Genomic DNA, 23294 nt, shown 5'->3' on the forward strand with positions numbered 1-23294 from the left:
TGGGGTCTCACTCACTTGTCGCCTACCCGAATATTCAATGATTTTGGGTATATTCAATGAAAAAGCGCCGTTTGGCGCTTTTTTTATGGCTGTTGCACAGCCTTTGCTTTTAACTGCCGATACGACCAGCCGCAAATCAACTGCAATAAAACCACCGCCGCCAGATTAGACAATACAAAAATCCAGGCTGCCGCAGCCGGATCCAACTCGGAATTGAGCCAGATATAGGCCAGCGAGCTTAAGATTGCCACCACGGTCACATTGGCAGCGCGTAAATCGGTGCGCCCCACTGCGGTGATCCAGACCTCAAAATAGGTTTTAAGCAGCGTCAACCATAACGTAATCACCACCAACATCGTCACCAGTTCAGACTCCGGGGTCAGCTGTTCGTTAAGTAGCCAGGGATACAACCAGGGGTACAACACAAGTAACAGCACATAAGGCAATGATAACAATGGGAAGGTCAGCAAAAAACTGCGCCGGAACAACACCACCTTATCCGCCAGCAGCACTTTATTCGACAGTTTTGACAACAACACCTGCGAAAATACCACCGGTAACAAAGTCACCGGCATAAACAAAATAAAGGCTTTGCGGAATTGGCCAAGTGCGGTCAGGCTGCTGAAAATCGCCAGAAAAATAAACGGGATATTGGTCAGATAAATAGCAAACACGTCGTGCCAGGCATAACTGAGCCGGGCCCGCCAAACCGATTTTTGCCACAAATCCCGCCATAGTTTGGCAAGTTGCAAATTTTGTAGTTGCAGCTCAGGCCAGACGGCGCGCACGCCAACCACCAGTGGAGCCAGACTTAACAGCAAAATACACCAAAGCACAGTCGCTGTTTCATCGATGGTTCCAAACCATACCGCCACCACCAGCATTAACATCAGACAACCGCCAAGCAATTGGCTTTTCACTTCAATGGCAAATTGCTGCGCACCTTTGAGATAACAAAACAGTGCCTGATGCAGCGCCCAGACCAGACCAATCGCCAGACTCAACAAATACAGCTGATAATCCAACGCCTGTTGGTCCCACACCGCGTAACCCAATAACAGCAGGCTGAACAAGGTAAACATCAACAAGCTGATGGTAATACTGCTGATAAGGTCACCGACTTGCCGAAAGGTGGCAGCCTGATGAATTAAATAAAAATTTGCACCAAAGGCAATGGCCGGAAAAAACAAATTCGCCAGCATATACACAAAGCTGAACACGCCAAATTCAACCTCCAGGAAATGCCGCGCTAAAGCCAGATTTAATAACCAGCGCGAGCCAAAGTTCAGGCCTTGCGCCACGCTGTTACTCATCATTTTACGGGCGAAGTCACTGCGGATCATGATCGGTGATCCTGTGTTTGACCCTGAGTTTGATCAAAGGCTTGCTGCTGTATTTGATCCGGTGTCTGCTGCAGCCATAACAGATAAGCGCCATTGAGCATGCCCCAGGGGATCCACAACATTCCGGACGTCAGCACATGCCCCGCCATACAGGCCACCAACAGCAGCACCGCATTCACCGTCAATACTCCAGCCATTATGCTGGCCGGGGCTTGTTGATAACTGCGAAAACTTTGACTCAGTACAAAACCAAACCACAACACAAAAAATCCAAGACCAAAACCACCGTACCAGATGAACAAATCAACCGGGTCCAGCTCTGCCAAGGGTTTTGAGGTGTAAAGCTCCAGCCCGGTCACGCCAATTCCCGCCAGCAGATGCCAGTGCTGAAAATAGCTGGTGGCAAGCTGCCAGTTTTGCAGCGCATATTGGTCGCGCGACGATAAAATAACCCCGAGCACACCTTGTTGCTGATACACCCACAGTAATTTCTGACCGATGCCCAGCGTTTCCAAAATCAACGGCAGTTGCCACAGCAGTAAGACTGTGAACAACATCAGCACCAGCAATGAAACCGCAATTGACCGGCTATAGCGTTGCCAGGATGACTTGCTTTGTAACAGCGGAATAAACACCGCCAGCAGCAGCACGCCACCAATGCCGGTTTTCGTTAACATGGAACCGGCACAAAACAGGCTGAATCCCAGCACCAGCGCAAATTTTAACTTCGCTTGCGGCCAATAACTGGCAAACAAATAACCCGACAGCACCAATAACAACGCCGACAACTCGTTGGTCGCTTTAAAAAAGCCTTTGGTACCTAAATTCTGATCCGGCAGATAATCGTTTGGCAAATAGGCTTCAAAGCCATAACCCAATCGTCCCAACAACAAATTCAGCAATAAGATGCCAAAGCTAAACAACATAATTTGATGCAAAGCCTGTCTGGCCTGAACGGGATCACGTTGCACCAGATTGTAAAAGTACAGCGCGGCTAACAATGGCGACACGATTTTCAGCAGCATACCGGCATCGTAACTAAAACCAGCACTGTTGCCGGTTTGCAGCAAACTGTAAAACGGTCCCAGCAACATCAGTAGTAACAGCAGCAGCGGCAGGATCAACCCACGCACCTGATGCCACAGCAAAGCAGCAGTGATCAGCACTAACAACAAACTTTTATAGGCGGCCGACAACGGCACACTCTGCCCGAACAGCTGCAACAACACGCCATTGCCGGCATCAACCAGCAAGTACCATTTGGCCAGCAATAAAATCAATACATCAAGCACCGCAGCAGTGGTATAGGGCTTGGTGGTGGACAGATATTGGCTGATCATCGGCGAGCAAACACCAGTGCCAACAGCATGGCCAATAAAGTGGCAAGCAGCGCGCCGACGACAGCACTAAATACCAGCGACTTTGGTTTGGCGGCGTGCACTTGCTGCGGTAACAGTGGATGCAGTACTTGCTGCGCACCTTGTTGCCATAAATGAATGTCGGCCAGCACCGGATCCAGCCGACTGCTTAATTCAGTCCGTTCGCCAATCGAATTGATCGTCGCGAGTGCGCTTTGTAAGGCATCGCGTTGTTGAGTTAACTGCGCTAATCGTTGCTGCTGATACTGCAAGGTAGCGCTTTGCAGTAAAGCCTGCAGCAATAAGCCAGCGCTTTTGGCATCCGCATGACGCCACTGCACACTGAGCACGTTGCCACGCCGTTTATGCTCAAATTGAAATCCGCCACGCCAACTCTGGGTTTGCGCCTTAGCTTTTGCCGGATCTTCTAACGCGCAAAAATCCGTGACCGGCTGACATAATAACGGTGTTGACCACAGTTGTTGCCAGACATCCGGGTGTTGCAGCAGCAAACTAAACCGTGACAGTTCATCAATTTCCAGTGCACCCAGCATCAGCTGGGTATTCGCAGGCAAACCAGCATAAACACGGGCGAGTTCCTGCACTCTGGCATCGGCTAAAGTAAAGCTGGCTTTGGCAACACCGGTTTTTGGCAGATACTTCAGTGCGACCACTGTGCCTAAAGCGCCAGCCAGCGCAAACACCGCAATCCACAATTTAAATTGCCACAGCGCCTGCAATAATAGATTTGCCAGATCCCGTTCCTGACTCAGCATTGAAGATTGATTCATTTTTGCCCGAACAGTCCTTTTATCCCTTTATTCAAAATCTGCTTTCTCAGCTTAATCGCCCACTGCATTTTATGTTTAAAGTAATAACGGACTTTAATTTCTACCAATCCATAACGAACTGATGACAGCAGCTCGGTAAAAGACATTGGCAGTTGTTGCATGGTGCGCCGGTAAAATGCCTGATTGTGCAAATTGCGCTCGTTCATCAGGCCCTGATGTTTATCGACAAACTGTGCCTGAGCATCCAGCCGTTTTGGCGAATGGGTGATACGGCCTAATTCATGCCCGACGTGCACCACATAAGTCGCATCGGATAACCGCAGCGCCGGACCATAAGCAGCCACCATCCGCAGCCACATATCGTAGTCTTGAAAAGCGGCCAGAGTTTCATCAAAACCGCCTTGGGCAAGCATCCGGCTTTTACGGACCAAGGCCTGATTTGACAGGCAATGCACATCCAGCAATTCCGGTAAACGAACTATTTTTTGCTCTGGATACAACTGCTTACGAATAGTGCCATAGTCCCAGAAATAGCTGGAACAGACGCACGAATACTGATCATCATAGGCGTTCATCAGGCTTGATAGCCGATTGGGTAAAAATTCATCGTCATCATCGAGGCCGGTAACAAAGTCGCCGGCAGCGGCTTTGATTGCCAGATTGCGTGCAGCGCAGGCACCCTGACCTTTTTCCTGCCGGAACAAGCGGATTTTTGGGTTGTCGCCGTACAGTTGATTCAGCACGTCCCAAGTATCGTCTTTCGAACAATCGTCGACGATCAGCAGCTCATAATGGGGGTAATCCTGTGCCAAAACCGAGGCGATGGCACGCTGCACCATCTGGCTGCGGTTGTAGGTTGGCATATAAACGCTGATCAGGGGTGGCGTAACCACGGTCGCACTTACTGAATGTTGATCTGACAAAGCTACAGTCTCTTGAATTATAGTTTTAAGAAAATCAATCGGGACAACGCTGTACACCTGGCACTATAACTTACCGCGCAGATACAACCATAGATATTCCACCAGATTCCATTGGCGTTTAATTCTTGATGGTTGGTCGACTAAGCGATACGCCCATTCCAGATTCAATTTGCACCACAGCTCTGGCGCTCTTTTTACATTACCGGTAAACACATCATAAGTACCGCCAACGCCCATAAAATAGGCATGCGGCAGGCTTTGTTTGGCCAAGGCAATAAACTGTTCTTGTTTGGGTGAACCCATCGCCACAGTGACTATTTTGGCGCCACTTTCGACCACTTGGGCAATTAATGCCGGTGCATCTTTAAAATAGCCATCCACAGCGCCGACCACCGACACTCCATTGGCTTCTAGCTTCTGTTTGGTTTGGGCTAATACTTCGGGTTTGGCGCCGATTAAAAACACCGGTACGTTTTTGCTGGCAGCCCGCGCCATAATCGCTTCCCAGGTTTCACAACCCGGTACCCGTTGCACCGGTTTGCCCAGTTTTTGCCGCATCACTTTCACCACGCCCATACCATCGGCATAACGCAGTTCGGCGCTGTTGAGCATGGTTTTGATCGCAGGGTCTTGCCGCGCTTTCATCACTTTTTCCGGATTAATCGCTACGGCCGCACCAGCAAATACGGTGCCATCGTCATGCACAATAAAATTGACCAGTTGTTGCATACTTTCGAATGCCATCACTTCGACACCGCCGACGTTGACCACTTCCGGTTGAAAAGACATAGTTTGTTCCTGTTACAAATGGCGACCACGATTGAACGTTAAAAGCATCACAGAGCTAGGCATCATTCAACGTCCAATAATGATTGATAGAGACGTTGCAACTGGCCAGCCACCTGGCTGACCAGGTATTGTTCGGAGTCTTGTCGGCCCGCCAGCTGCAACTGTAGGTAATCTGCGGCTGGCATGGTTAATAGCAGCTGAATTGAATCGAGTAGCTGTCGCTGCAACTGTGCTTCATCCTGCTGTGACAACATATAACCGCTGACGCCATGATTAATTTGCGCTTGCGAGCCATCGGTATCCGTGGCAATCACCGGAGTGTAGCAGGCCATGGCTTCGGTCATCACCAAGCCAAAAGATTCATTGCGCGACAAGCTTAAAAAACAGCGGCTGTCCTGATAATAATGTTGCAGTTCGGCCGGGCTTTTTGGACTGAATAATAGCAACCCTGGATATTGCAACGCAGCGGTTGCCAGTTGCGAGCGATAACTACCCTGCCCAACCACCGCAATTTGCAGAGTCGGCACCGCAGCGAACAAAGCTGGCAACAATGCCAATAACCGGTCCATGCCTTTATTATGATCGAGGCTGCCGACATACAGCAGATCAAAGGTTTTTTCAGTACGCGATTTCAGCAAAGCCTCGCCAAACACCGGGTGAATGCCAGCTGGTAACACCGTATTGGCAACCTGCTGATTAAAAAAACGTTGTTTAAGCTTCTCGCTGGTAAAAATCCAATAATCAACCGCTTTGGCCGCGAATTTATACCATGCCGATTCCGGCTGATATAAGTAGATATCGCTGCCATGGCAAGTGACGACAATTTTAACTTTTGGATTGCGCAGCCAGCGATAGGTTAATGCCAGCCAAATAGTGGGATAAAAATAGTGGACATGAATAAGATCAAAGGTGGTTCGACTCAGCACATAGCGGCCAAAAAACTGTAACCACAACACCGGATACTTCAACACTCGATTAAGCAAAGAATCATTGTGCCAGCGCATATAAAAATAAGCGGGTTGCAGATCCAACAGTGCGTCCACCTGATTTTTGACAAACTGCCCCTGGAAAGGAGCTGACGGCTTTGGGCCCATGTTGGTTACAATCAGGATCTTCTTCTTCATACCGGCATCAATCAGAGCGCAATTGGCTGATCATACTGCGGAAGCTCAACTAACAACAACTGCCACTCTGACAAATATCTGCGGTTGTACTGTGAATTATCGCGTCCTTGTGCTGAACGGGCAAAATTCAGGCTATTCAGCTCCTGCTTTCGTGAAAGCCAGATAGTAAGTCCGGATAACTTCACCTATAATCGGCGTTACAGAGGTCTTCAGACCTGCAATAACAACAAAAATCAATTCTTTAGCGGACTTTTTATGCGTGAACACTTTGTGTTGTTTTCGACCACCTTTGTCCTCACCTTGCTTGCCATTTTTATCCTGATCCCACTGGCCCATAAAATTGGCCTGGTCGATAAGCCGCATGGTCGGAAACAACATGTTGGTTCTATTCCACTGATTGGCGGCATTTCGATATTTAGCGGTGTGGCAATTACCTTAGTTATTTTTGGCCTGCCGCAAGACAACCATTGGTACTATTTACTCTGCGGCGGCAGCATTGTGCTGCTGGGCGTGTTTGATGATTTCCTCGATTTAAGCGTCAAGCTGCGGTTGTGTGCGCAGCTGGTGATTGGCGCAGTGATGATCTACGGGCTGCAACTTTACGTCGGCAATCTGGGCGATTTGATTGGGCTGGGCGATATTAAACTTGGTTATCTCGGTATTCCTTTGACGCTGATCGCCGTCATTGCCGCCATCAATGCTTTTAATATGATTGACGGGATTGACGGCCTGGCCGGGATGCTCAGCGGTGTCAGTTTTGTGTCGCTGACGCTGATGATGGGCATTGGCGGTCAACTCGAACATGCGTTATTGCCGATGGTTTTAGTATTTGCACTTATTCCGTACTTACTGTTTAACCTGGATTTAATTGGCAAAGGTAAAGGCAAAATCTTTATGGGTGATGCCGGCAGTATGCTGATTGGCTTGTCGGTGATTTGGCTACTGATTATCGGTAGTCAAAGCAGTACCGCCAGTTTCCGGCCGGTCACTGCCCTTTGGATCATTGCAGTACCGCTGATGGATATGGTGGCGATTATGATCCGCCGTATGCGTAAAGGCCAGTCCCCTTTTATGGCCGATCGTGAGCACTTACATCACATCTTCTTACGGCTTGGTTTAACCTCGCGTCAGGCATTGGTGCTGATCACCAGCTTGGCCAGTATGCTGGCGACTATCGGCATTGTCGGTGAATATCTGATGGTGCCGGATCTGGTGATGCTGCTGCTGTTTTTAGTGATGTTCAGTCTTTATTCACTGTCACTGCAATATATCTGGCGTATCACCCGTTTCATAAAACGCTACAAAGCGAAAAATCGTGCTAAAAAACATCCGTAAACTGCTGCAAGCGCGCGCCATCATTATGTTGATGGAGCGCTTTTTCCGCTTGGGCGCCGGCGCGATTATTACCTTTATGGTGGCGAGGATGCTCGGTGACGAAGCGCTGGGTACCTATGGCGTGGTGATGGTTTGGGCCGCCTTTTTGGCGCCGCTGTCCGGCATGGGGCTGAATAATCTGGTGCAGAAAATGGCCAGTAGCCAGAGCTCAGCGGAACAGTCGCGGGTATATTTACAAACCGCATTGTGGTTACGTCTGTTATCCGGCGTCTTGTTTGGCGGCTTGATGATTCTCGGATTTGCCCTGTTTTATCCGCACTATTTCCAGTCAGGTCCATGGCAAATCAGTACCTTGTTTATGCTACAAACATTCAGCGCCATGATGTTATGTGAGTATGAACAAAATTACCGTGGCCATTTCCGGGCTGTAGCCCTGTCCAAAGTGCTGGTTTCAGTGCTGACACTAGCAGCAAGGATTATTGCGCTGATATACGGTGCCGGCATCGACATGTTGCTACTGGTGGTTGGGATCGAGTTTCTGCTGACCGGTGTGATGCAGTATTACTGGTATCGTCGGTATGCAGCGGATGAACCAGGTTTACAGCTGCGCTGGTTGCAGTGGTCCGCCGCAAAAGCGTTGTTAGCCCGCTCCAGCTGGATTTGGATGTCAGCCATTGTCTCAGTCATTTATCTGAAAATTGACACCATTATGATTGAGCAAATGATCGGGATCGCTGCCACAGGTCAGTACACCGCTGTCGCCCGACTTTCAGAACTTTGGTATGTCATCCCAGCGACACTAGCGGCCCGGTATTACCCCGATTTATTAAAAGCTTACCATCAGAGCTGGGACGGTTATCTCTGGATCCTGAAAAAACGCAGCATCCAGTTTTTTGCATTGGCGGTGGTGATTGCCATCGCGATGACGCTGACCGCCAAGTGGATTATGTTACTGGCCTATGGCGAGAAGTTTGTGGAGTCGGCCACAGTGCTGCAAATCCATGTCTGGGCTGGCTGTTTTATTTTCGTGCGGGCGCTGATTAGCCAACATCTGATCATTACCGGCAATGAGCCGTTAAGTTTATTAAGCCACGGTGTAGGCGCTATTTTAAATGTGCTGCTGAATATGTGGCTCATTCCGATTTATGGCATCGAAGGTGCCGCCTGGGCGACGCTGATTTCCTATGCGTATGCCTCGTTTTTCTTTTTGTTGTTCGCCAAAAGTACCAGGACGCATTTATGGCAGCTTTGCAAAGTCAAAGCCAAGCCAGCTGCACCTGCTGTGACACCGGAGTAAGAATTTGTGATCAAGAAGCTCATCCATCGTGTGTACGCCCGTCTGGATTTAATGTTGCTGCCACTGGCAGCACGCAACCGTAAATTCGCTGGCGTCTATTACGCTTTTTTTAACCCGCATTTTCGCCGTGAGATGCACGCCACTGCTGCCGGTCGCCAGCACTATCGGCTGCATGAAGAAAGTTCAACCATCGCCACCGTGATTATCCGCCGTAATATCCACCGGCTGGAAAAAGGGTTAAGTATGGTGCCGCGCAAAAGCTTGTTTGCGCTGGATTATATCGATGAAACCCTGACTGCCCTTGGCAATCTGCTGCAAGACGACGCGGTGGATTTGGTACTGCTGAAATATGCGCATGATGTGCTGGAAAGTTATTTTGCGGTGACGCAGTGGCCTGAGGCCGCGCCGCAACCGTTGTTATATCAGCAACTGAGTCTGCAGGTTAAACCCAAACTGGCGGCGCAGCAGGCTGCAAGTTGCCAGCAACAACGGTTAGCGGCTCCAGCGCCATATCAGACCCGCCCGCGCGCAGCCATTTCATATGACGAATTTTTAATCCTCTGCCAGCAACGTTGTTCGGTACGGACTTTCCTGCCAAAACCGGTACCTAAAGATGTGCTGGAGCAAGCAGTCGCCGCGGCTAGTCAGGCGCCAAGTGCTTGTAACCGCCAGCCATTTCGTTATGTGGCAGCGATGGAGCAACCGGTATTGAACAAACTGGCCAATTTGCCGATGGGCACCGCCGGTTATGCCGATGGTTTGCCTTGTGTACTGGCGGTGGTTGGTGACTTAAGTGCATATCCGTTTGAACGGGACCGCCATGTGATTTACATTGATGCCAGCCTCGCCAATATGCAATTGATGCTGGCGCTGGAAACTTTAGGTCTGGCTTCATGCTCTATTAACTGGCCGGACATTGAAAATTACGAAATTAAAATTGCCAAATTGCTGAAACTGCAGCCGTTTGAACGCGTGGTGATGCTCATTGCGGTCGGATATCCGGATCCGGATGCGCTGATCCCACACTCTGAAAAGAAATCTCCAGCTGGATTACTCAGTTATGTCTGATGCAAAAACATTAAAAATTGAAGTCAAAGGCGTGCAATTTCGCAATAAAGGCGCTTACCTGATGCTGCTGGGTTGCTTACAGGGTTTGCAGCAACTTGGCCGGCCATTTGAGCTGGTGTTATCGCCAGGACCAAACCTGCCCTACCGCGAACGCGCGCAGCTAGGCGCCTGGCAAAAACTGTCGTTCCGCCGCAAAAGCATCGATTTAACGCCTTGGTTTGGTAAGTTGCCACAAGCCATCCGCAATACCTTTGCCCGGTATGGCATTGTCACCGAGCGTGATGTGGATGTGATTTTAGAAGCCTCTGGTTTTGCTTATGGCGACCAGTGGCCGCTGCAGTTTTTGCAAAATACTGCGCGTGAAGTGAAACGTTTTGGCGAAGCTGGAAAACCTTTTATCTTTATGCCACAAGCTTTTGGACCTTTTCAGTCGGCCGAAAGTAAAGCGGCGATGCGCGACATTATCACCCATGCGCGGTTGGTATTTGTGCGCGATCCGGTCTCTTTGGAGCATGTGAAATCCTGTATTGATGTGCTGCCGGACTCCGTGGTGCTGACGCCAGACTTTACTGTGGGCCTCAAAGGCAATACCGCGGCAGAATTACCGGCCATTGATGGTCCTTTTGCCGCGCTAATTCCCAACAATAAAGTGATTTCAAAGTTCAACCACGCCAACGCCGAAGCGCAGCGTACCCGCTATGTGGAAGCTTTTGCCGCAGCGGCCAATCAGCTCACTGAGCTTGGCATGCAAGTGGTGTTGGTCAATCACGAAGGCAAAGAAGATGACTTGCTGTGCAAAGAAATCGCTTTGCTGGCGCCTTGCCAAATCATCGCGATTGAAGACCCACTTGCGGTCAAAGCCTTTATCGGTAAAGCAGAGCTTGCGGTTAGCTCCCGTTTTCACGGCGCTATTAATGCGTTAAGCCAGGGCGTACCTTGTATCGCCACCAGCTGGAGCCATAAATATCACGCTATGATGACCGACTTTGGCATGGCTGATTATTGTATCGAGCAGTTATCGGCTTTGACTTTGACGCAGAAGATCTCTGAACTGATGGCCAATAAAGCGCAAATTCAACCGGTGCTGGCCGAAAACTCAGCCGCGCTGAAAGCGAAAAACCAGCTGATGTGGCAAAAGTTATGGGCTGAGCTGAAGTAATAGTCGCAATTTTGTTGCGTGATAAAAGTCGGCAACTGATGTTCGCCGACTTTTTTATTTTGTTGCGTGCGACGATTATAAATCTTTGATTAAAAATTTAAAATTTGATTTATGAGGCATTCCAAACCGTAGGTCGGATAAGCGAAGCGCCATCCGACATCCCGCCGTTAAACATGTCACCGCAATCCGCGCCGAAACTCCTTGCCGCGCTATGATCACCAAATAGAACCAACCACCAGCAACTACGCCGTTCGCCCGTTCGCACCTCCGGCGCTCACTCTTGAATGCTCACTCTGTAGTTCCCGGCGTTTGGTTCTTGCTGCGAAATTTTAATTTCAACATGATCCCCGAAAAACAACCGTAGGGCGTCACTCACCGCGTCAGCGGTAGTGCGCCTAATGGTGGTTTAAAAAACAGACAAAGGGTCAAGTCTTGCCTTTTGCCTCGTCTTAGCAACCGAGCAAATAAGCAAAAAAACAGACAAAGGGTCAAGTCTTGCCTTTTGCCTCGTCTTAGCCACCGACCAAATAAGCAAAAAGCAAGACCTACACTCATGGAAGTTACTCGATCGTGCCCAGACGCTCAAAACGTACACCAATAGGGATCCCGGCCGGTAACCAGTGATTTGGATCTTCACTGAATTCGAAACTCATCCATTTTAACACTGCTTTGCCTACCAAATTTTGCTCAGGGACAAATCCCCAGAATCGACTGTCATGGCTATGATCCCGATTATCGCCGAGCACAAAATAATGGCTATCTGGCACAATGAATTCGCCTGTATCATTCCCAGGCTGACGATAATAATTGTGGATAGCTTCTGGCAACAAGGTGTTTTGTAGAATGCCGTATTGACCCGCCGGACCTTGTTCAACAAAGCGTTTTAGTGGATATGGACCGACAAAAAAATCACCTTCGGATTTGAACTCCTGATGCATTGGTTCCAACACCGGACAAGCCTGTGCTGAGGAGTTGTCACAACGCTTTTTGATATATAACTGTTTGTTTTTATAAACAATACGATCGCCAGGTAACCCTATCACCCGTTTGATAAAATCAACTGTTGGCTGCTGCGGGTTTTTAAATACCGCCACATCACCATGCTGTGGTTTACCGGTTTCAAGCAAGGTCGTTCGCCATACCGGATCTTTTACATCATAGGAATATTTCTCAACCAGAATAAAATCGCCGTCCAACAGCGTTGGCATCATCGAGTCAGACGGAATCTGAAATGGTTCGTACAAAAAGGAGCGAAGAATAGTAATCACCGCAATTATCGGAAATATCGATTGGGCGGTTTCTGCAAGATAAGACTGCGGTGCAATATGATGTTTAGCATCGTCGGTGAGCGTGCTACCGGCTGCCCTTTCAGCCTGCACCAAAATTAAATTCCGTTTTGGTGCCAGTACCACGGCATCAAACAGCCAAATCAAACCACTACTAATCGTAAGTGCGACTAAAAAAATTGCAAAATACCCTGCCATGAAAAATCCTGTACTGGTTGCGGCCCGATGGGGACTGTCGATAAGTTAATGTCGACAAAGCAATAGCTTACCGTTGATTTGATCAGAACAGTGCAAATGGTATTCAATAATATTGTTACCAGCTGTAACACTAGGGGTCAGGGATGCTGGAGTCATCACAAGGGGTTAAGTCTTGCCTTTTGCTTCGCCTTAGCTATCGAGTAAATAAGCAAAAAGCAAGACCTGCCCCCCATCGTGCAATAATTCAGGACGCCGTTAGCCAGATCATATTTGCCAAAAGTCATAAATAGTTTAATTAGGCACGGTGCAAGACCTGACGCTATGAGTTCAAGCTAATTCAAATCTATTTCAGGGTGATCCGTAATCCCATACATTTCCTCCAAGAGTTTTCTATAAAACTCCAGAGGAGGCATTTTCATTTCAGCTCTTCGTTCATCAACTGTTGTTGGATCATCAATTGGTTTGAAAATTACTTTGCCATCGCGAATATCAGCTTGCGTCCCATAGCGCTGCTGCTGACCTTTGCTAATAAGTACTCGATCAGTGAGAAGGGCGACCTCTTGACCTGAAACACCGTCGCCATTTAAGTATGCCTGTTTCAAAACAGGTAACATTCGTTCTTTTAATTCATTATCTGGCGAATGTTGAATAATTAAGAATGCAGCGCCGATACCATCTATTCCAACTTCTGCTTTGCTGAACCAAGCACGATTACTGAGCATGGATTTTAGCTTTGAAGTATTTTTTTCATCTATTGCCGAAACCTTATCCAGTAGTTCTTTCGGAGCTTTATCCCAACCCGCTTCTCCGAGTTCTTTACGTATGGATTGATCCAATTCAGCCATCGTTAGCAGCTGTTTTTGTAAGGCTTGATTTATTTCAGCAGACGCACCAAAAGAGAGCAATAAAAGTAAAAAAAATCAATCGCATTATCAAAATTCCTTTTCGCATATAAGCGTATTTTTCAATGACAGAACATCGGCAAGCTGCAGCCGTCATTCATCATTTTAAGTAGCTTAAGCTATCGGCTTTTTGCACGATTATCAACAATAAATAAACATTTGTTGCTACATAGAGAGCGAGGGGGCGGAATATTTTAACCCGCAAAATGCAGAAAAATAGCTCATGGTTGCTAGTCGGCAATTTCAATTTAACTAGGCAATAAAAAACCCGGCATCAAGCCGGGTTCTTTCAATCCAACACATCAATTTTGCCAGCAAGCATCAACAGCTTCCAGGCAAAACCGCAGCAACCAACTAAAAAGCAGCAGTCGCCCAATCAATCCAACCCAGTTGCCAGCTCAGTAGGATAAATCCGCCAAAGGCGATGCGGTACCAGGCGAAGATTTCGTAGCTGTGTTTGCTGACAAATTTGACCAAGGTGCGCACTGCGAGCCAGGCGGCGAAAAATGCGGTGATAAAACCGACCGCAAACATTGGGATATCTTCCGAGCCTAGCAAATCACGGTGTTTAAACAAATCATAAAAAGTGGCGGCGAACATGGTCGGTACGGCGAGGAAAAACGAGAATTCGGCGGCGACTTTGCGATCCAGGCCAATAAACAAACCGCCGATGATGGTGGCACCGGAACGGGAAGTGCCTGGGATCATTGAGACGACCTGGGCAAAACCAATTTTTAAGGCGTCTTTCCAGCTGATGTCGTCGACATCCAGCACCCGTACCTGATGGGCGCGGCGTTCGGCCCATAGGATCACCAAACCACCGAGGATCAACATCACGGCAACGGTAATTGGGTTAAATAAATATTGTTTAATCAACGAGATAAACATCAAACCAATCACCGCAGCCGGTAAAAAAGCGATAAACAGGTTCAGTATAAATTTTTGCGCTTTGCTGTCGCTGAACATGCCGGTGGCGACACTGGTGAAACGCTGCCGGTATTCAAACACGATGGCTAGAATGGCGCCTAACTGGATGGCAATTTCAAATACCCGGCCGTCATTTTGAAAGCCAATTAAATCGGCGACGACAATCAAGTGCCCGGTACTAGACACCGGTAAGAACTCGGTCAAGCCTTCGACAATACCTAAAATAAAGGCCTGAATTAACAACCACCAATCCATGTTTGCTCCGTTAACTGACAACTTAGGCGGCTATTATCAAGGCTTTTGCCAAACAGGCAAGTAAATTGTCGATGACACGACCGGGGTCGCCGCCAAAAAAGCCGGCAGCTTCCCCTGGATTTAAAGGTGTATGTTGTTTTGATCTTTTGCTGGATTAAATCCGGTTTAAGCCAAAAGGATCATCCACGCTATACGCAGGCTCGGTAAACCAACGTGGGCCTTGTTCAGTCATATAAAAATGATCTTCCAGCCGCACGCCAAATTCGCCTTCTAAGCAAATCATTGGTTCATTGCTAAAACACATTCCTGGCAATAACGGCTGGGTGTTACCGCGCACCAGGTACGGCCATTCGTGAATATCCAGACCAATGCCATGTCCGGTGCGATGTGGCAGGCCAGGCAAGTCGTAATCTTTGCTTAAACCACCAGCGGCTAATACCGCGCGGGCTGCGGTATCGACTTCACCACAAGCGACTCCTAGCTGCGCTTTGGCAAAAGCCGCCGCTTGGGCCGCTTTTTCCAGTTGCCAGATTTCACGCTGGCGCGCTGAAGGTTCGCCAAACACATAGGTGCGGGTGATATCGGAAATGTAGTCGTGTAATTTGCAGCCGGTGTCGATCAGCACGGTATCGCCGTTTTTCAGAATTTGTGGCTCTTTCACACCATGTGGAAAGGCCGTGGCCGGTCCAAATAACACAATCACAAAATAAGAACCGCTGGCGCCGACTTTCCGATGCGCTGCCGCGATAAAAGCTTCGACTTCGGTGGTGCTGATGCCTTCATACAACATACTGGCGGTCGCACGATGTACCGCGAGCGTCATATCCATCGCCTGTTGCATTAACGCCAGTTCCGCCGGGGATTTTTGCTGACGACAGCCAGCCGTCACTGCTTTGGCACTGGTCCAGCGCTGCGCGGGTGCGGCCTGACGTAAACCATCCGCAATAAAAAACGCGGTACTTTCGTCAAGGCCAACTGCTGCATCTGCGGCAATTCCAAGCTGATTTAAAAGGTTGGCCACCAACTGATACGGGCTTTCATCTTCCTGCCAGCCGTGCAGCTGCCCTTCGATCACCCAATACTCCCGCAAGGTGCCAAGTTCAAACACCGGTGCGATGTAATGCAGCTCGCCGCTTGCGGTTAAAATAGCGCCGACCAGTCGTTCACTGGAGTACCAGACGGTGCCGGTGAAATACTTTAAATTGGTGCCGGCATTTAAATACACCGCCGCCAGCTGCTGCTTTTGCATCAGCGCGCAGGCTTTTTTGATCCGCGCTTGATATTCGTCCCGCCCTATCGGCGTTGCGCCAGCTGTCATATTTTGCAAACTGGCTAATGCCGCTTCTTTAGGGGTACCACCAACGCCAACGGTCATACTGTGCTCCGGAATTGTTGTGCTGAATGTTGCGATAAATACTTAAGTCAGTATCTCCAGACATTAGCATGAATAAAAATGATATGAATTCAGCACGACATGAATTAAATTCACGGCATCACCTAGAAATTCAGACTCAGGCATCCGTAATGATTCCGTCACGTTTACCGCCCCTTAAAGCGTTACAAGCATTTGAAGCCACCGCCCGCTTAAAAAGTTTTAGTAAAGCTGCCGACGAGCTTTGTGTCAGCCAAAGTGCCATTAGTCATCAAATCAGAAGCTTAGAAGATTTTATTGGCTGTAGTTTGTTGCTCAGGCAAGCCAAACCTCTGCAGCTCACAGAAGCAGGCGCCACTTTATATACGGTGGTGGGTGACTGTTTTTTCCGGTTACATTCGGTGAGTCACCATCTGACCAAAAGCAAAAGCCAGCCGCTTCGAATTGTCGCGCAAACCTCGATTGCGGTGGAATGGCTGGCGCCGCGCTTACCGCTGTTTCAGCAGCAGTATCCGGACATCGCCACTTTGCTCCATATGGAATCGAGCGCCGACAGTCTGCAACCAGCACAGGCCGACGTGATTATCGGCACCTGGCCAACCCCTGAAGGTTTTGTCGCCAAAAGATTAAGAACTGAATGGTGGTTTCCAGTTTGTGCGCCAGCGCAATTTCAAAAACTCGATTTAACCAAACCAGAGTCGGTGTTTGAGTTTCCGCTGTATAGCTCGGAGCAAGGCGAAGACTGGCAACTATGGCGGCAGCAGCTGCAATTACGTGAGCCCGCACATAGCCAGATGTTTCAGGTGAGTTTAGCGCTGCTCGCCACCAAAGCGGTGAGCTCTGGCAGCGGCTTAGCGCTAAGTAACAGTTTTATTGCCGGTGATGCCATTCGCCAAGGGTTATTGCATGCCATTACCGACTGGCGCTATTTGCTGCCCTGGGGCCAATATCAAATTCACTTTCGTCAGGACAGTTTGCAGCGTCAGGCCATTAGCGTATTTACCGAGTGGCTGGAACAACAAGCCGCCAGCTCGTTATTGCCGGAGCTGGCGTTGTTGTCCAAGGCTTGATATCCAAGGCTTGAAGTTGAATTGCCGATAGCTGACAGCAATCTGCAACGCCTTATAACGATGACAAGCGTAAGCCGCCACTCCGTTCATTGCGCTGCAGCACCGCTTGTTGCAGTACTTTGCCATCGGCACATAACAAACTGAATTGCTGGGCGGCGCGGGTGATGCCGGTGTAAATCAGCTCGCGGTTTAACAAGCGACTACCCTGCTCTGGCAACACCAGCACCACGTGACCAAATTCCGATCCTTGTGATTTATGCACTGTCATGGCGTAGACGGTTTCTACTTGCGGCAAACGGCTTGGTAGCAACCAGCGCACTGGCGTCGTTGGATCGGCCGAAATAAACACCACCCGCAATTGCGGCTCGCCAGCTGCAGTTTCCGCGCGTGGCAGGCAAATGCCCACATCACCATTCATCAACCCGGTGCTGTAGTCATTTTGCACCACCATCACCGGCCGTCCCGGATACCAACCTTCGGTACGCGGGATCAACTGCTGCTTCGCTAAAATAGCTGCGATACGCGCATTCAGCTGTTCAACGCCAAACTTACCTTGCCGTACTGCCGCCAGCACTTGAAAACTTGCGAATTTTTGCAGCACCGCCAGTGCCCAGCGATCGTACTCTGCTGAACTTGCCGTGGCCGCCGGTGGATTTTTGACCAAGGCTAAATAGCCAGCAAACCCCTCTGCCAGCGCTTGGTGTGGCGAGCCGTGTTGCACCAAATGGCTGAAATCAGCGCTTTCCGGACTGAATTGCAACCAGCGCAGATCCGCAGGTGGTTGCTGTAAAATCTGCAGCGCAGTTGTATCGTCACCAAGATTGACGGCAGTCGCCAACTGACCAATGCCGCTGTCAGCACCAAAACGATGGCTGGTGCGAAGCATCACTAGCTGTTGCTCCAGCAGTTGCGGCGCCGGGCTGATAAATGTCGCCGGTAGTTGCTGACCGGTAAGCGTTGTTAACCAGTCGGCTGTCTGTTGGCTATAACCGCCCTGCTGCGCGTCACGACAGAGTTCCGCCATTACCGCGCCGGCTTCAACCGAAGCCAACTGATCTTTATCACCCAGTAAAATCAACCGGGCTGAGGCCGGGAGTGCTTGTAGCATGGCCGCAAACATCGCCACATCGACCATCGACGCTTCATCGACCACCAGCACATCCAGCGGCAGCGGGAAATCCCGGTGATACCGAAATTGCGCCCGATCCGGGCCGCTGCCTAATAACCGGTGCAGGGTTTGTGCTTCGGTTGGAATACTGCCGGTGACCGCAGGGTCCCAGTCTAATTTTTGCGTTAGATCCTTTAACGCCAGCGTTACCGATAAACTCAATCGCGCCGCAGCTTTGCCGGTTGGCGCCGCTAAACGGATGGTCAGTGGTCGTGATGATTTGTTTTGACCGTTTTGCTGCGCTTTTTGTTCCTGCTGCGCTTGTTGCAACAACAATAATAACTTTACCACTGTGGTGGTTTTGCCGGTGCCAGGGCCGCCGGTAATCACCGCAAATCTGCTGCTCACCGCCATGGCGCACGCGAGCTGCTGCCAATCGGGTTGTTGCTGTGCTTGTGTTTTAGCAGCAGGAAACAGCTTTACCGGAAACAATTGCGTCAGCCAGCGTTGCACCTGGCTCGCCGGAAATTGCTGACGTAGTTGCTGTGTCAACAGGCTACTTTGCTGAATAAAATCAGCGATATGTTGCTCATACTGCCAATAACGGCGCAGATATAACCGCTCGCCACTGAGCACAAAAGGTGTCGATGCAGGTGAATGCAAATCCGGATCTGATAATTCCGATGAGCGCACTTCAACCCAGGTTCGGCCCTGACTGAATAAAACGAGCAGCTGCGGCAGTTGCTGTGTTCGCACAAAGGCATTGAGTTCCGCGCTTACTGCTTTTGCAAACTGACCCGGGTTTTGTAAACTATCGGGTTTGACAAAAGCTTGTGCTAAATCCAGACAAAGATGACCTTGCGCCAACTGGCTGCTGCCAAGCGCCAGCCATAACCAAAATTCGTCCGGCATGGCATTGGCTGAAACTGCTGGTGGCAGCTCTGAAGCTTTGCTCTGTAACATTTGCACCAGCACCACATCGAGCGGCCGCAATAAACCAAGCTGCTGCCAGCGTTGCAGTTTCGGCATCAATGTCGATGTTTCTGCAATAGGATAAGTCGCTACACTGATCATTCGACCTCCGCCAGCTGCTTGAGTGTACGACCGGCAAACAACGCATCCAGCGCCAGCACTAATTGCGATGGAATCTCCAGCTGCAGCATGCCTTGCGATGTCGTTTCGGCTACGGCTTCGACCGGGCAACCACGCACAAACCAATACCAGGCGCTGCCCAGATGTTGGCTGATGTCATAATCCGGCAAGCGGCTACGTAATAACCGGTGCAACGCCAGCGCATATAACGCCGCCTGTAAATCGTAACGTTTTTCCAGCATGATCAGCCGTATATTGTCAGCGCTATAGTGGCCACTTTCGATAAAGTTACTTTTATAATCAAGTACATGATAGCGGCCGTCTTGCTCAAAGGTTAAGTCGATAAAGCCTTTTAGCATGCCGTTGACGGTGCGTGGCTGTAGCGCCGGGCGTGGCTCGCCCGGCCATAACCATTGCTGTAATAACGCATCAATGGCGCGGGTTGGCACCTCACTGGCGGCAAACCAGAATTCCAGTTCGGCTTTATATAGCGCCAGGCTACTCAAAGACGTTGCCTTATCCAGACAAAGCCACTGACTTTGCAGCAATACCAGTAGCCATTGATATAAAGGTTCAATCGCTTGCTCGGCCGTATCGAAGTGATTGAGATCGCTCGCATCGCTCACCAATAACCGCCGTTGCCAGCGCTTTGATGTCGGGTCTAGCCATAACCAATGTTGTTGCTGGCAATGCTTTAATAAATAATTTTGCAGCAATAACGGCTCGGCCAACACCGTAGCAAACCCTTGTTCCGCCGCCCATTCCAGCGTGTCATGTAAAAAGGTACCGGCTTTGGCACCGCGCAGATATTGCTGACTAAAATCCTCCGATGCAGCCGTAACTACATAAATGTCGGTCGCAATAGTACTGTTGTTTGTTGTCAGACTGGCCACAGCTGAACGGTCCAAGCCATCAGATCCAAGCTGCAGCGCCCTCTCAGCTTTAAGCTCCTGATAAAGTTCGGTATTTTTCACTAGATCAACGCCAGACCACGCACCGCCTGGCGCCAGCGGCTGAGTTGCAACAGCTTTACTTTCACCTGCACCTTCGGCCAAAGCACTGTAGCTGGCTGCCCACCACTGATACCGTGGTCGCTGCGGCATGGTGGCATAACTACGCAGCGGCGGCTGAATTTCCAACTGGGGATCCGGCATACTTGCGAAGGTTGGCGATTCTGCGCTCTGCCACGGCCTGATCAACAGCGCCGGATGAGCCGCAGGGTGTTGCAATAACGCCAATCGCGCTGCCAGTCCAGTTGGTTCCAACAAACCGCTGTCACTTAATAAATAACCAATGGCGGAACGTTCTTTTAGTGCTGCCAAACCCAGGTAGCAATAATGCCGCGAGCGGGTTAACGCCACATACAACTTGCGTAAATCTTCGCCGAGCTGCTCAAATTCAGCTTTGGCGAAAATCTGTTCATCCGGTTGATAACAAAGCTGTAATTGCTGTTGTTCGTCGTGATAACGATACGGCAACTGCTTTGGATCCAGCGATCGCGCCGCCGCAATAAAAGGCAAAAATACCAACGGATATTCAAGCCCTTTGGATTTGTGAATGGTCACCACCCGAACCAGCGCTTCGTCACTTTCAAGGCGCAGTTTTAGCTGATCGGCATCCAGTTGCTGCTCGCCGGCTAAATGCTCTTTAAAATAACGTAATAGCGCCAACTCGCCTTCCAGCGTACGGCTAACCTGCTGTAATAACTCGGCTAAATGTAGTAAATCGGTCAGTTGCCGCTCGCCATCGGCTTGTACTGCAAAAGTCTGTACCAGTTGGAATTCCAGCAATAATTGCCGCACTAACGGCAGTACCCCTTGCTGCTGCCACAGCTGGGAAAAATGGCTAAACCGGGCTAACCAATGTTCAAAAAACCATTCGTCTTGCTGCAACCGGGCAAGTTCAGCATAACTCCAACCCAGACTTTGACTGGCCAGCGCCGACCGTACTTTTTGTTCATGCAAAGGATCGGCGCAGGCTTCCAGCCATAACAATAAATCGTGGGCGATGGCGGTGGTAAATACCGAACCACGATCGGACAAATACACCGAACGCACACCAACCCGCGCCAGTGCGCTGCGAATAGCCGAGGCTTCCTGCTGATTATTCACCAGCACCGCAATATCGGCCGGTTGTAATGGGCTAAAACTGCTGCTGCCATCGGCGGCGATTTTCGCAAAACCGGTTTGCTGCAACTGCCCTTCCTGCAACAACTGGCTGATTTGCGCGGCGCAGTGTTTTGCCATGGCATCAAAATAACCGGCTTTGCTGAGGACTTTATCTGAGCTGTCGAGATACACCAAATCCAGCGCCGGCAGCGGCTCGCCGTTTCGCGTGAATTGCTCGTCGCGACCTTTGGCTTTAACGGGTTCAAACTGCACCAGATTTTGTTGCTGGCGAAATAAAAAGGCGCCGCAGCCAGTGTCGCGCTGCTCGGCTTTTAAAAACAATAAATTCACCGTTTCGACCATCGCTTTGGTGGAACGGAAGTTGGTATCCAGCGAATAATGCCGTGGTGCTGTCGCTTGTTTTGCTTGCAAATAGGTATAAATATCGGCACCACGAAAGGCGTAAATCGCTTGTTTCGGATCGCCAATCAGCAATAAACCACAATCAGTACGGGGTGTGGTGAGCGGATAAATCTGCTGGAAAATGCCGTATTGTGTTGGGTCGGTGTCCTGAAATTCGTCAATCAACGCCAGCGGAAATTGCGAGCGAATTCGTTCGGCCAAAGCCGCGCCCCGTTCACTTTTAAGCGCCTGATGCAGCCGGTCGAGCATGTCATCAAAGCCAAAACAGCCAAGCTGGCGCTGCGTGTTTTCGAAACGAAGCTGACACCAGGCCAGGGCGTGCTGACGTAAATCTTCAGTACAATCCGGAAGTTGCTCCAACGCTTTGACTAAAGCAGCCATCGCGGCAAAAGCCGGATGCTGCAAGGGTTCACCTTTACAGGCATCGGCGATACCTTCAGGTGTTAACCTGAAGCTGCCCGTACCAATATCCAGCGAATCTGCCGCTGGATCGCTCGCGAACCTTAAAATACCATCCAGCCACTTTTGCACATAATCGGCACGCATTTTGGTACCGTTCAGCCTTTTTTCACTACGCGCTTGTTCGATCAGCACCGCAAGCTCTGGCACCCAGGCTAGCCACGGTGTTTTGAGGGCAATAAGTTGTTGTTGGCGCTGCTGTTGTTCGGTGTTGATTAACACCGTCGGCTCATTGCTGACCGGCAACGGCTGCTCCCGCCACACCGCATACAGCGCTTTTTGCAGTAACGCCGGGTTTTGAAAACTGCGTTGCCAGCGTAATAAGGCTTCGGTGGACAGCGGATAGACAAAACAGCGCCAATAATCTTCAACCACCTGGGTCATCAGCTCGGACTGGTCGGTACTGAGCTCTTCTTCAAAACGGCTGCCACTATCAAAAGCATGCTCCGACAACATCCGGTTGCACCAGCCGTGAATGGTGGAAATGGCGGCTTCATCCATCCACTGCGCCGCCAGTTCCAGCTGCATGGCGCACTGTGGCCACTGCGCAATTGGATAATCCGCCGCCAACTGTTGCAACACTGGATCGGCCTCAAGCAGCTCGCCGCGAAAATACCGTGCTGCGCCGCTTAGTCGCTGCCGGATCCGCTCGGTCAGTTCGCCGGTAGCGGCTTCGGTGAAGGTCACCACTAAAATCTGCGGCGGCAATAATGGTACTCGTCCGGAGGCTTCATGAGGCTCATCACACGCTTCAGCATGTGCGCCATGCCCAAGCACAGCCCGCAAATACAAAGCGGCAATGGTGTAAGTTTTACCGGTACCGGCACTTGCTTCAATCAGCGCGTTGCCAAAAAGCGGTAATTTTAATAAATCTAGTTTAAGCATTAGAAATGGCTCCAGCCCTGGC

The 23294-nt window shown here is 49.9% G+C and carries 17 protein-coding genes; 5 read left to right on the forward strand and 12 right to left on the reverse strand.

Annotated features, from left to right (window positions below):
* Positions 1-83: 83 nt before the first annotated feature.
* From EOE67_RS02755 to EOE67_RS02780, 6 genes are all read right to left on the reverse strand, one after another.
* The gene (locus EOE67_RS02755; protein ID WP_127697527.1) at positions 84-1343 is read right to left on the reverse strand and encodes a lipopolysaccharide biosynthesis protein; all 1260 of its coding nucleotides are present in this window, start codon (positions 1341-1343) and stop codon (positions 84-86) included.
* Positions 1340-2683, reverse strand: a complete 1344-nt coding sequence (locus EOE67_RS02760; RefSeq protein ID WP_127697528.1) for an O-antigen ligase family protein — start codon at positions 2681-2683, stop codon at positions 1340-1342. Before EOE67_RS02760 ends, EOE67_RS02755 begins: the two co-directional genes overlap by 4 nt.
* Positions 2680-3492, reverse strand: a complete 813-nt coding sequence (locus tag EOE67_RS02765; RefSeq protein WP_127697529.1) for a hypothetical protein — start codon at positions 3490-3492, stop codon at positions 2680-2682. Before EOE67_RS02765 ends, EOE67_RS02760 begins: the two co-directional genes overlap by 4 nt.
* Positions 3489-4415 (reverse strand): glycosyltransferase, encoded by a 927-nt coding sequence (locus EOE67_RS02770; protein WP_240652691.1) that lies wholly within the window; start codon positions 4413-4415, stop codon positions 3489-3491. The genes EOE67_RS02765 and EOE67_RS02770 overlap by 4 nt, the downstream gene beginning before the upstream one ends.
* 63 nt (positions 4416-4478) lie before the next feature.
* Positions 4479-5204, reverse strand: coding sequence for a WecB/TagA/CpsF family glycosyltransferase (locus EOE67_RS02775; RefSeq protein WP_127697530.1), 726 nt, complete (start codon positions 5202-5204; stop codon positions 4479-4481).
* Positions 5205-5266: 62 nt separating this feature from the next.
* Positions 5267-6328: a glycosyltransferase family 4 protein gene (locus EOE67_RS02780; RefSeq protein ID WP_206099413.1), complete on the reverse strand. Its 1062-nt coding sequence runs from the start codon at positions 6326-6328 to the stop codon at positions 5267-5269.
* Between the two features lie 255 nt (positions 6329-6583).
* On the opposite strand from EOE67_RS02780, the gene wecA reads away from it, so the two are divergent.
* Genes wecA through EOE67_RS02800 form a run of 4 tightly spaced genes read left to right on the forward strand, consistent with a single transcriptional unit; the run spans position 6584 to position 11187 of the window.
* Positions 6584-7663 carry a UDP-N-acetylglucosamine--undecaprenyl-phosphate N-acetylglucosaminephosphotransferase gene (gene wecA / locus EOE67_RS02785; RefSeq protein WP_127697531.1) on the forward strand — a complete coding sequence of 360 codons (1080 nt, stop codon included), beginning with the start codon at positions 6584-6586 and terminating at the stop codon, positions 7661-7663.
* Complete coding sequence (locus EOE67_RS02790; RefSeq protein WP_240652692.1) at positions 7644-8960, forward strand: flippase; 1317 nt, start codon at positions 7644-7646, stop codon at positions 8958-8960. Before wecA ends, EOE67_RS02790 begins: the two co-directional genes overlap by 20 nt.
* A gap of 6 nt (positions 8961-8966) precedes the next feature.
* Positions 8967-10028: a nitroreductase family protein gene (locus EOE67_RS02795; RefSeq protein ID WP_127697532.1), complete on the forward strand. Its 1062-nt coding sequence runs from the start codon at positions 8967-8969 to the stop codon at positions 10026-10028.
* Complete coding sequence (locus EOE67_RS02800; RefSeq protein WP_127697533.1) at positions 10021-11187, forward strand: polysaccharide pyruvyl transferase family protein; 1167 nt, start codon at positions 10021-10023, stop codon at positions 11185-11187. Before EOE67_RS02795 ends, EOE67_RS02800 begins: the two co-directional genes overlap by 8 nt.
* 560 nt (positions 11188-11747) lie before the next feature.
* Here the strand turns inward: EOE67_RS02800 and lepB are convergent.
* The 4 genes from lepB to EOE67_RS02820 all read right to left on the reverse strand — a co-directional run bounded on the left by lepB (position 11748) and on the right by EOE67_RS02820 (position 16130).
* On the reverse strand, positions 11748-12671 hold the full coding sequence (lepB, locus tag EOE67_RS02805; RefSeq protein ID WP_127697534.1) for a signal peptidase I: 924 nt from the start codon (positions 12669-12671) through the stop codon (positions 11748-11750).
* A 332-nt stretch (positions 12672-13003) separates the two neighbouring features.
* The gene (locus EOE67_RS02810; protein ID WP_127697535.1) at positions 13004-13576 is read right to left on the reverse strand and encodes a DUF6624 domain-containing protein; all 573 of its coding nucleotides are present in this window, start codon (positions 13574-13576) and stop codon (positions 13004-13006) included.
* A 351-nt stretch (positions 13577-13927) separates the two neighbouring features.
* A complete protein-coding gene (locus tag EOE67_RS02815) occupies positions 13928-14755 on the reverse strand; it encodes an undecaprenyl-diphosphate phosphatase (RefSeq protein WP_127697536.1) in 828 nt (275 codons plus the stop codon).
* 154 nt (positions 14756-14909) lie between these two features.
* Positions 14910-16130: a M24 family metallopeptidase gene (locus tag EOE67_RS02820; protein WP_127697537.1), complete on the reverse strand. Its 1221-nt coding sequence runs from the start codon at positions 16128-16130 to the stop codon at positions 14910-14912.
* A 149-nt stretch (positions 16131-16279) separates the two neighbouring features.
* On the opposite strand from EOE67_RS02820, the gene EOE67_RS02825 reads away from it, so the two are divergent.
* Positions 16280-17197 carry a LysR substrate-binding domain-containing protein gene (locus EOE67_RS02825; RefSeq protein WP_127697538.1) on the forward strand — a complete coding sequence of 306 codons (918 nt, stop codon included), beginning with the start codon at positions 16280-16282 and terminating at the stop codon, positions 17195-17197.
* A gap of 52 nt (positions 17198-17249) precedes the next feature.
* On the opposite strand, the gene recD is transcribed toward EOE67_RS02825, so the two are convergent.
* Both recD and recB read right to left on the reverse strand, forming a co-directional pair.
* Positions 17250-19379, reverse strand: a complete 2130-nt coding sequence (gene recD / locus EOE67_RS02830) for an exodeoxyribonuclease V subunit alpha (RefSeq protein ID WP_206099415.1) — start codon at positions 19377-19379, stop codon at positions 17250-17252.
* Positions 19376-23272, reverse strand: coding sequence for an exodeoxyribonuclease V subunit beta (recB, locus tag EOE67_RS02835; RefSeq protein ID WP_127697539.1), 3897 nt, complete (start codon positions 23270-23272; stop codon positions 19376-19378). Before recB ends, recD begins: the two co-directional genes overlap by 4 nt.
* Positions 23273-23294 lie beyond the last annotated feature (22 nt).

It is taken from the genome of Rheinheimera riviphila (genome assembly GCF_004005945.1).
Taxonomy (GTDB): domain Bacteria; phylum Pseudomonadota; class Gammaproteobacteria; order Enterobacterales; family Alteromonadaceae; genus Pararheinheimera; species Pararheinheimera riviphila.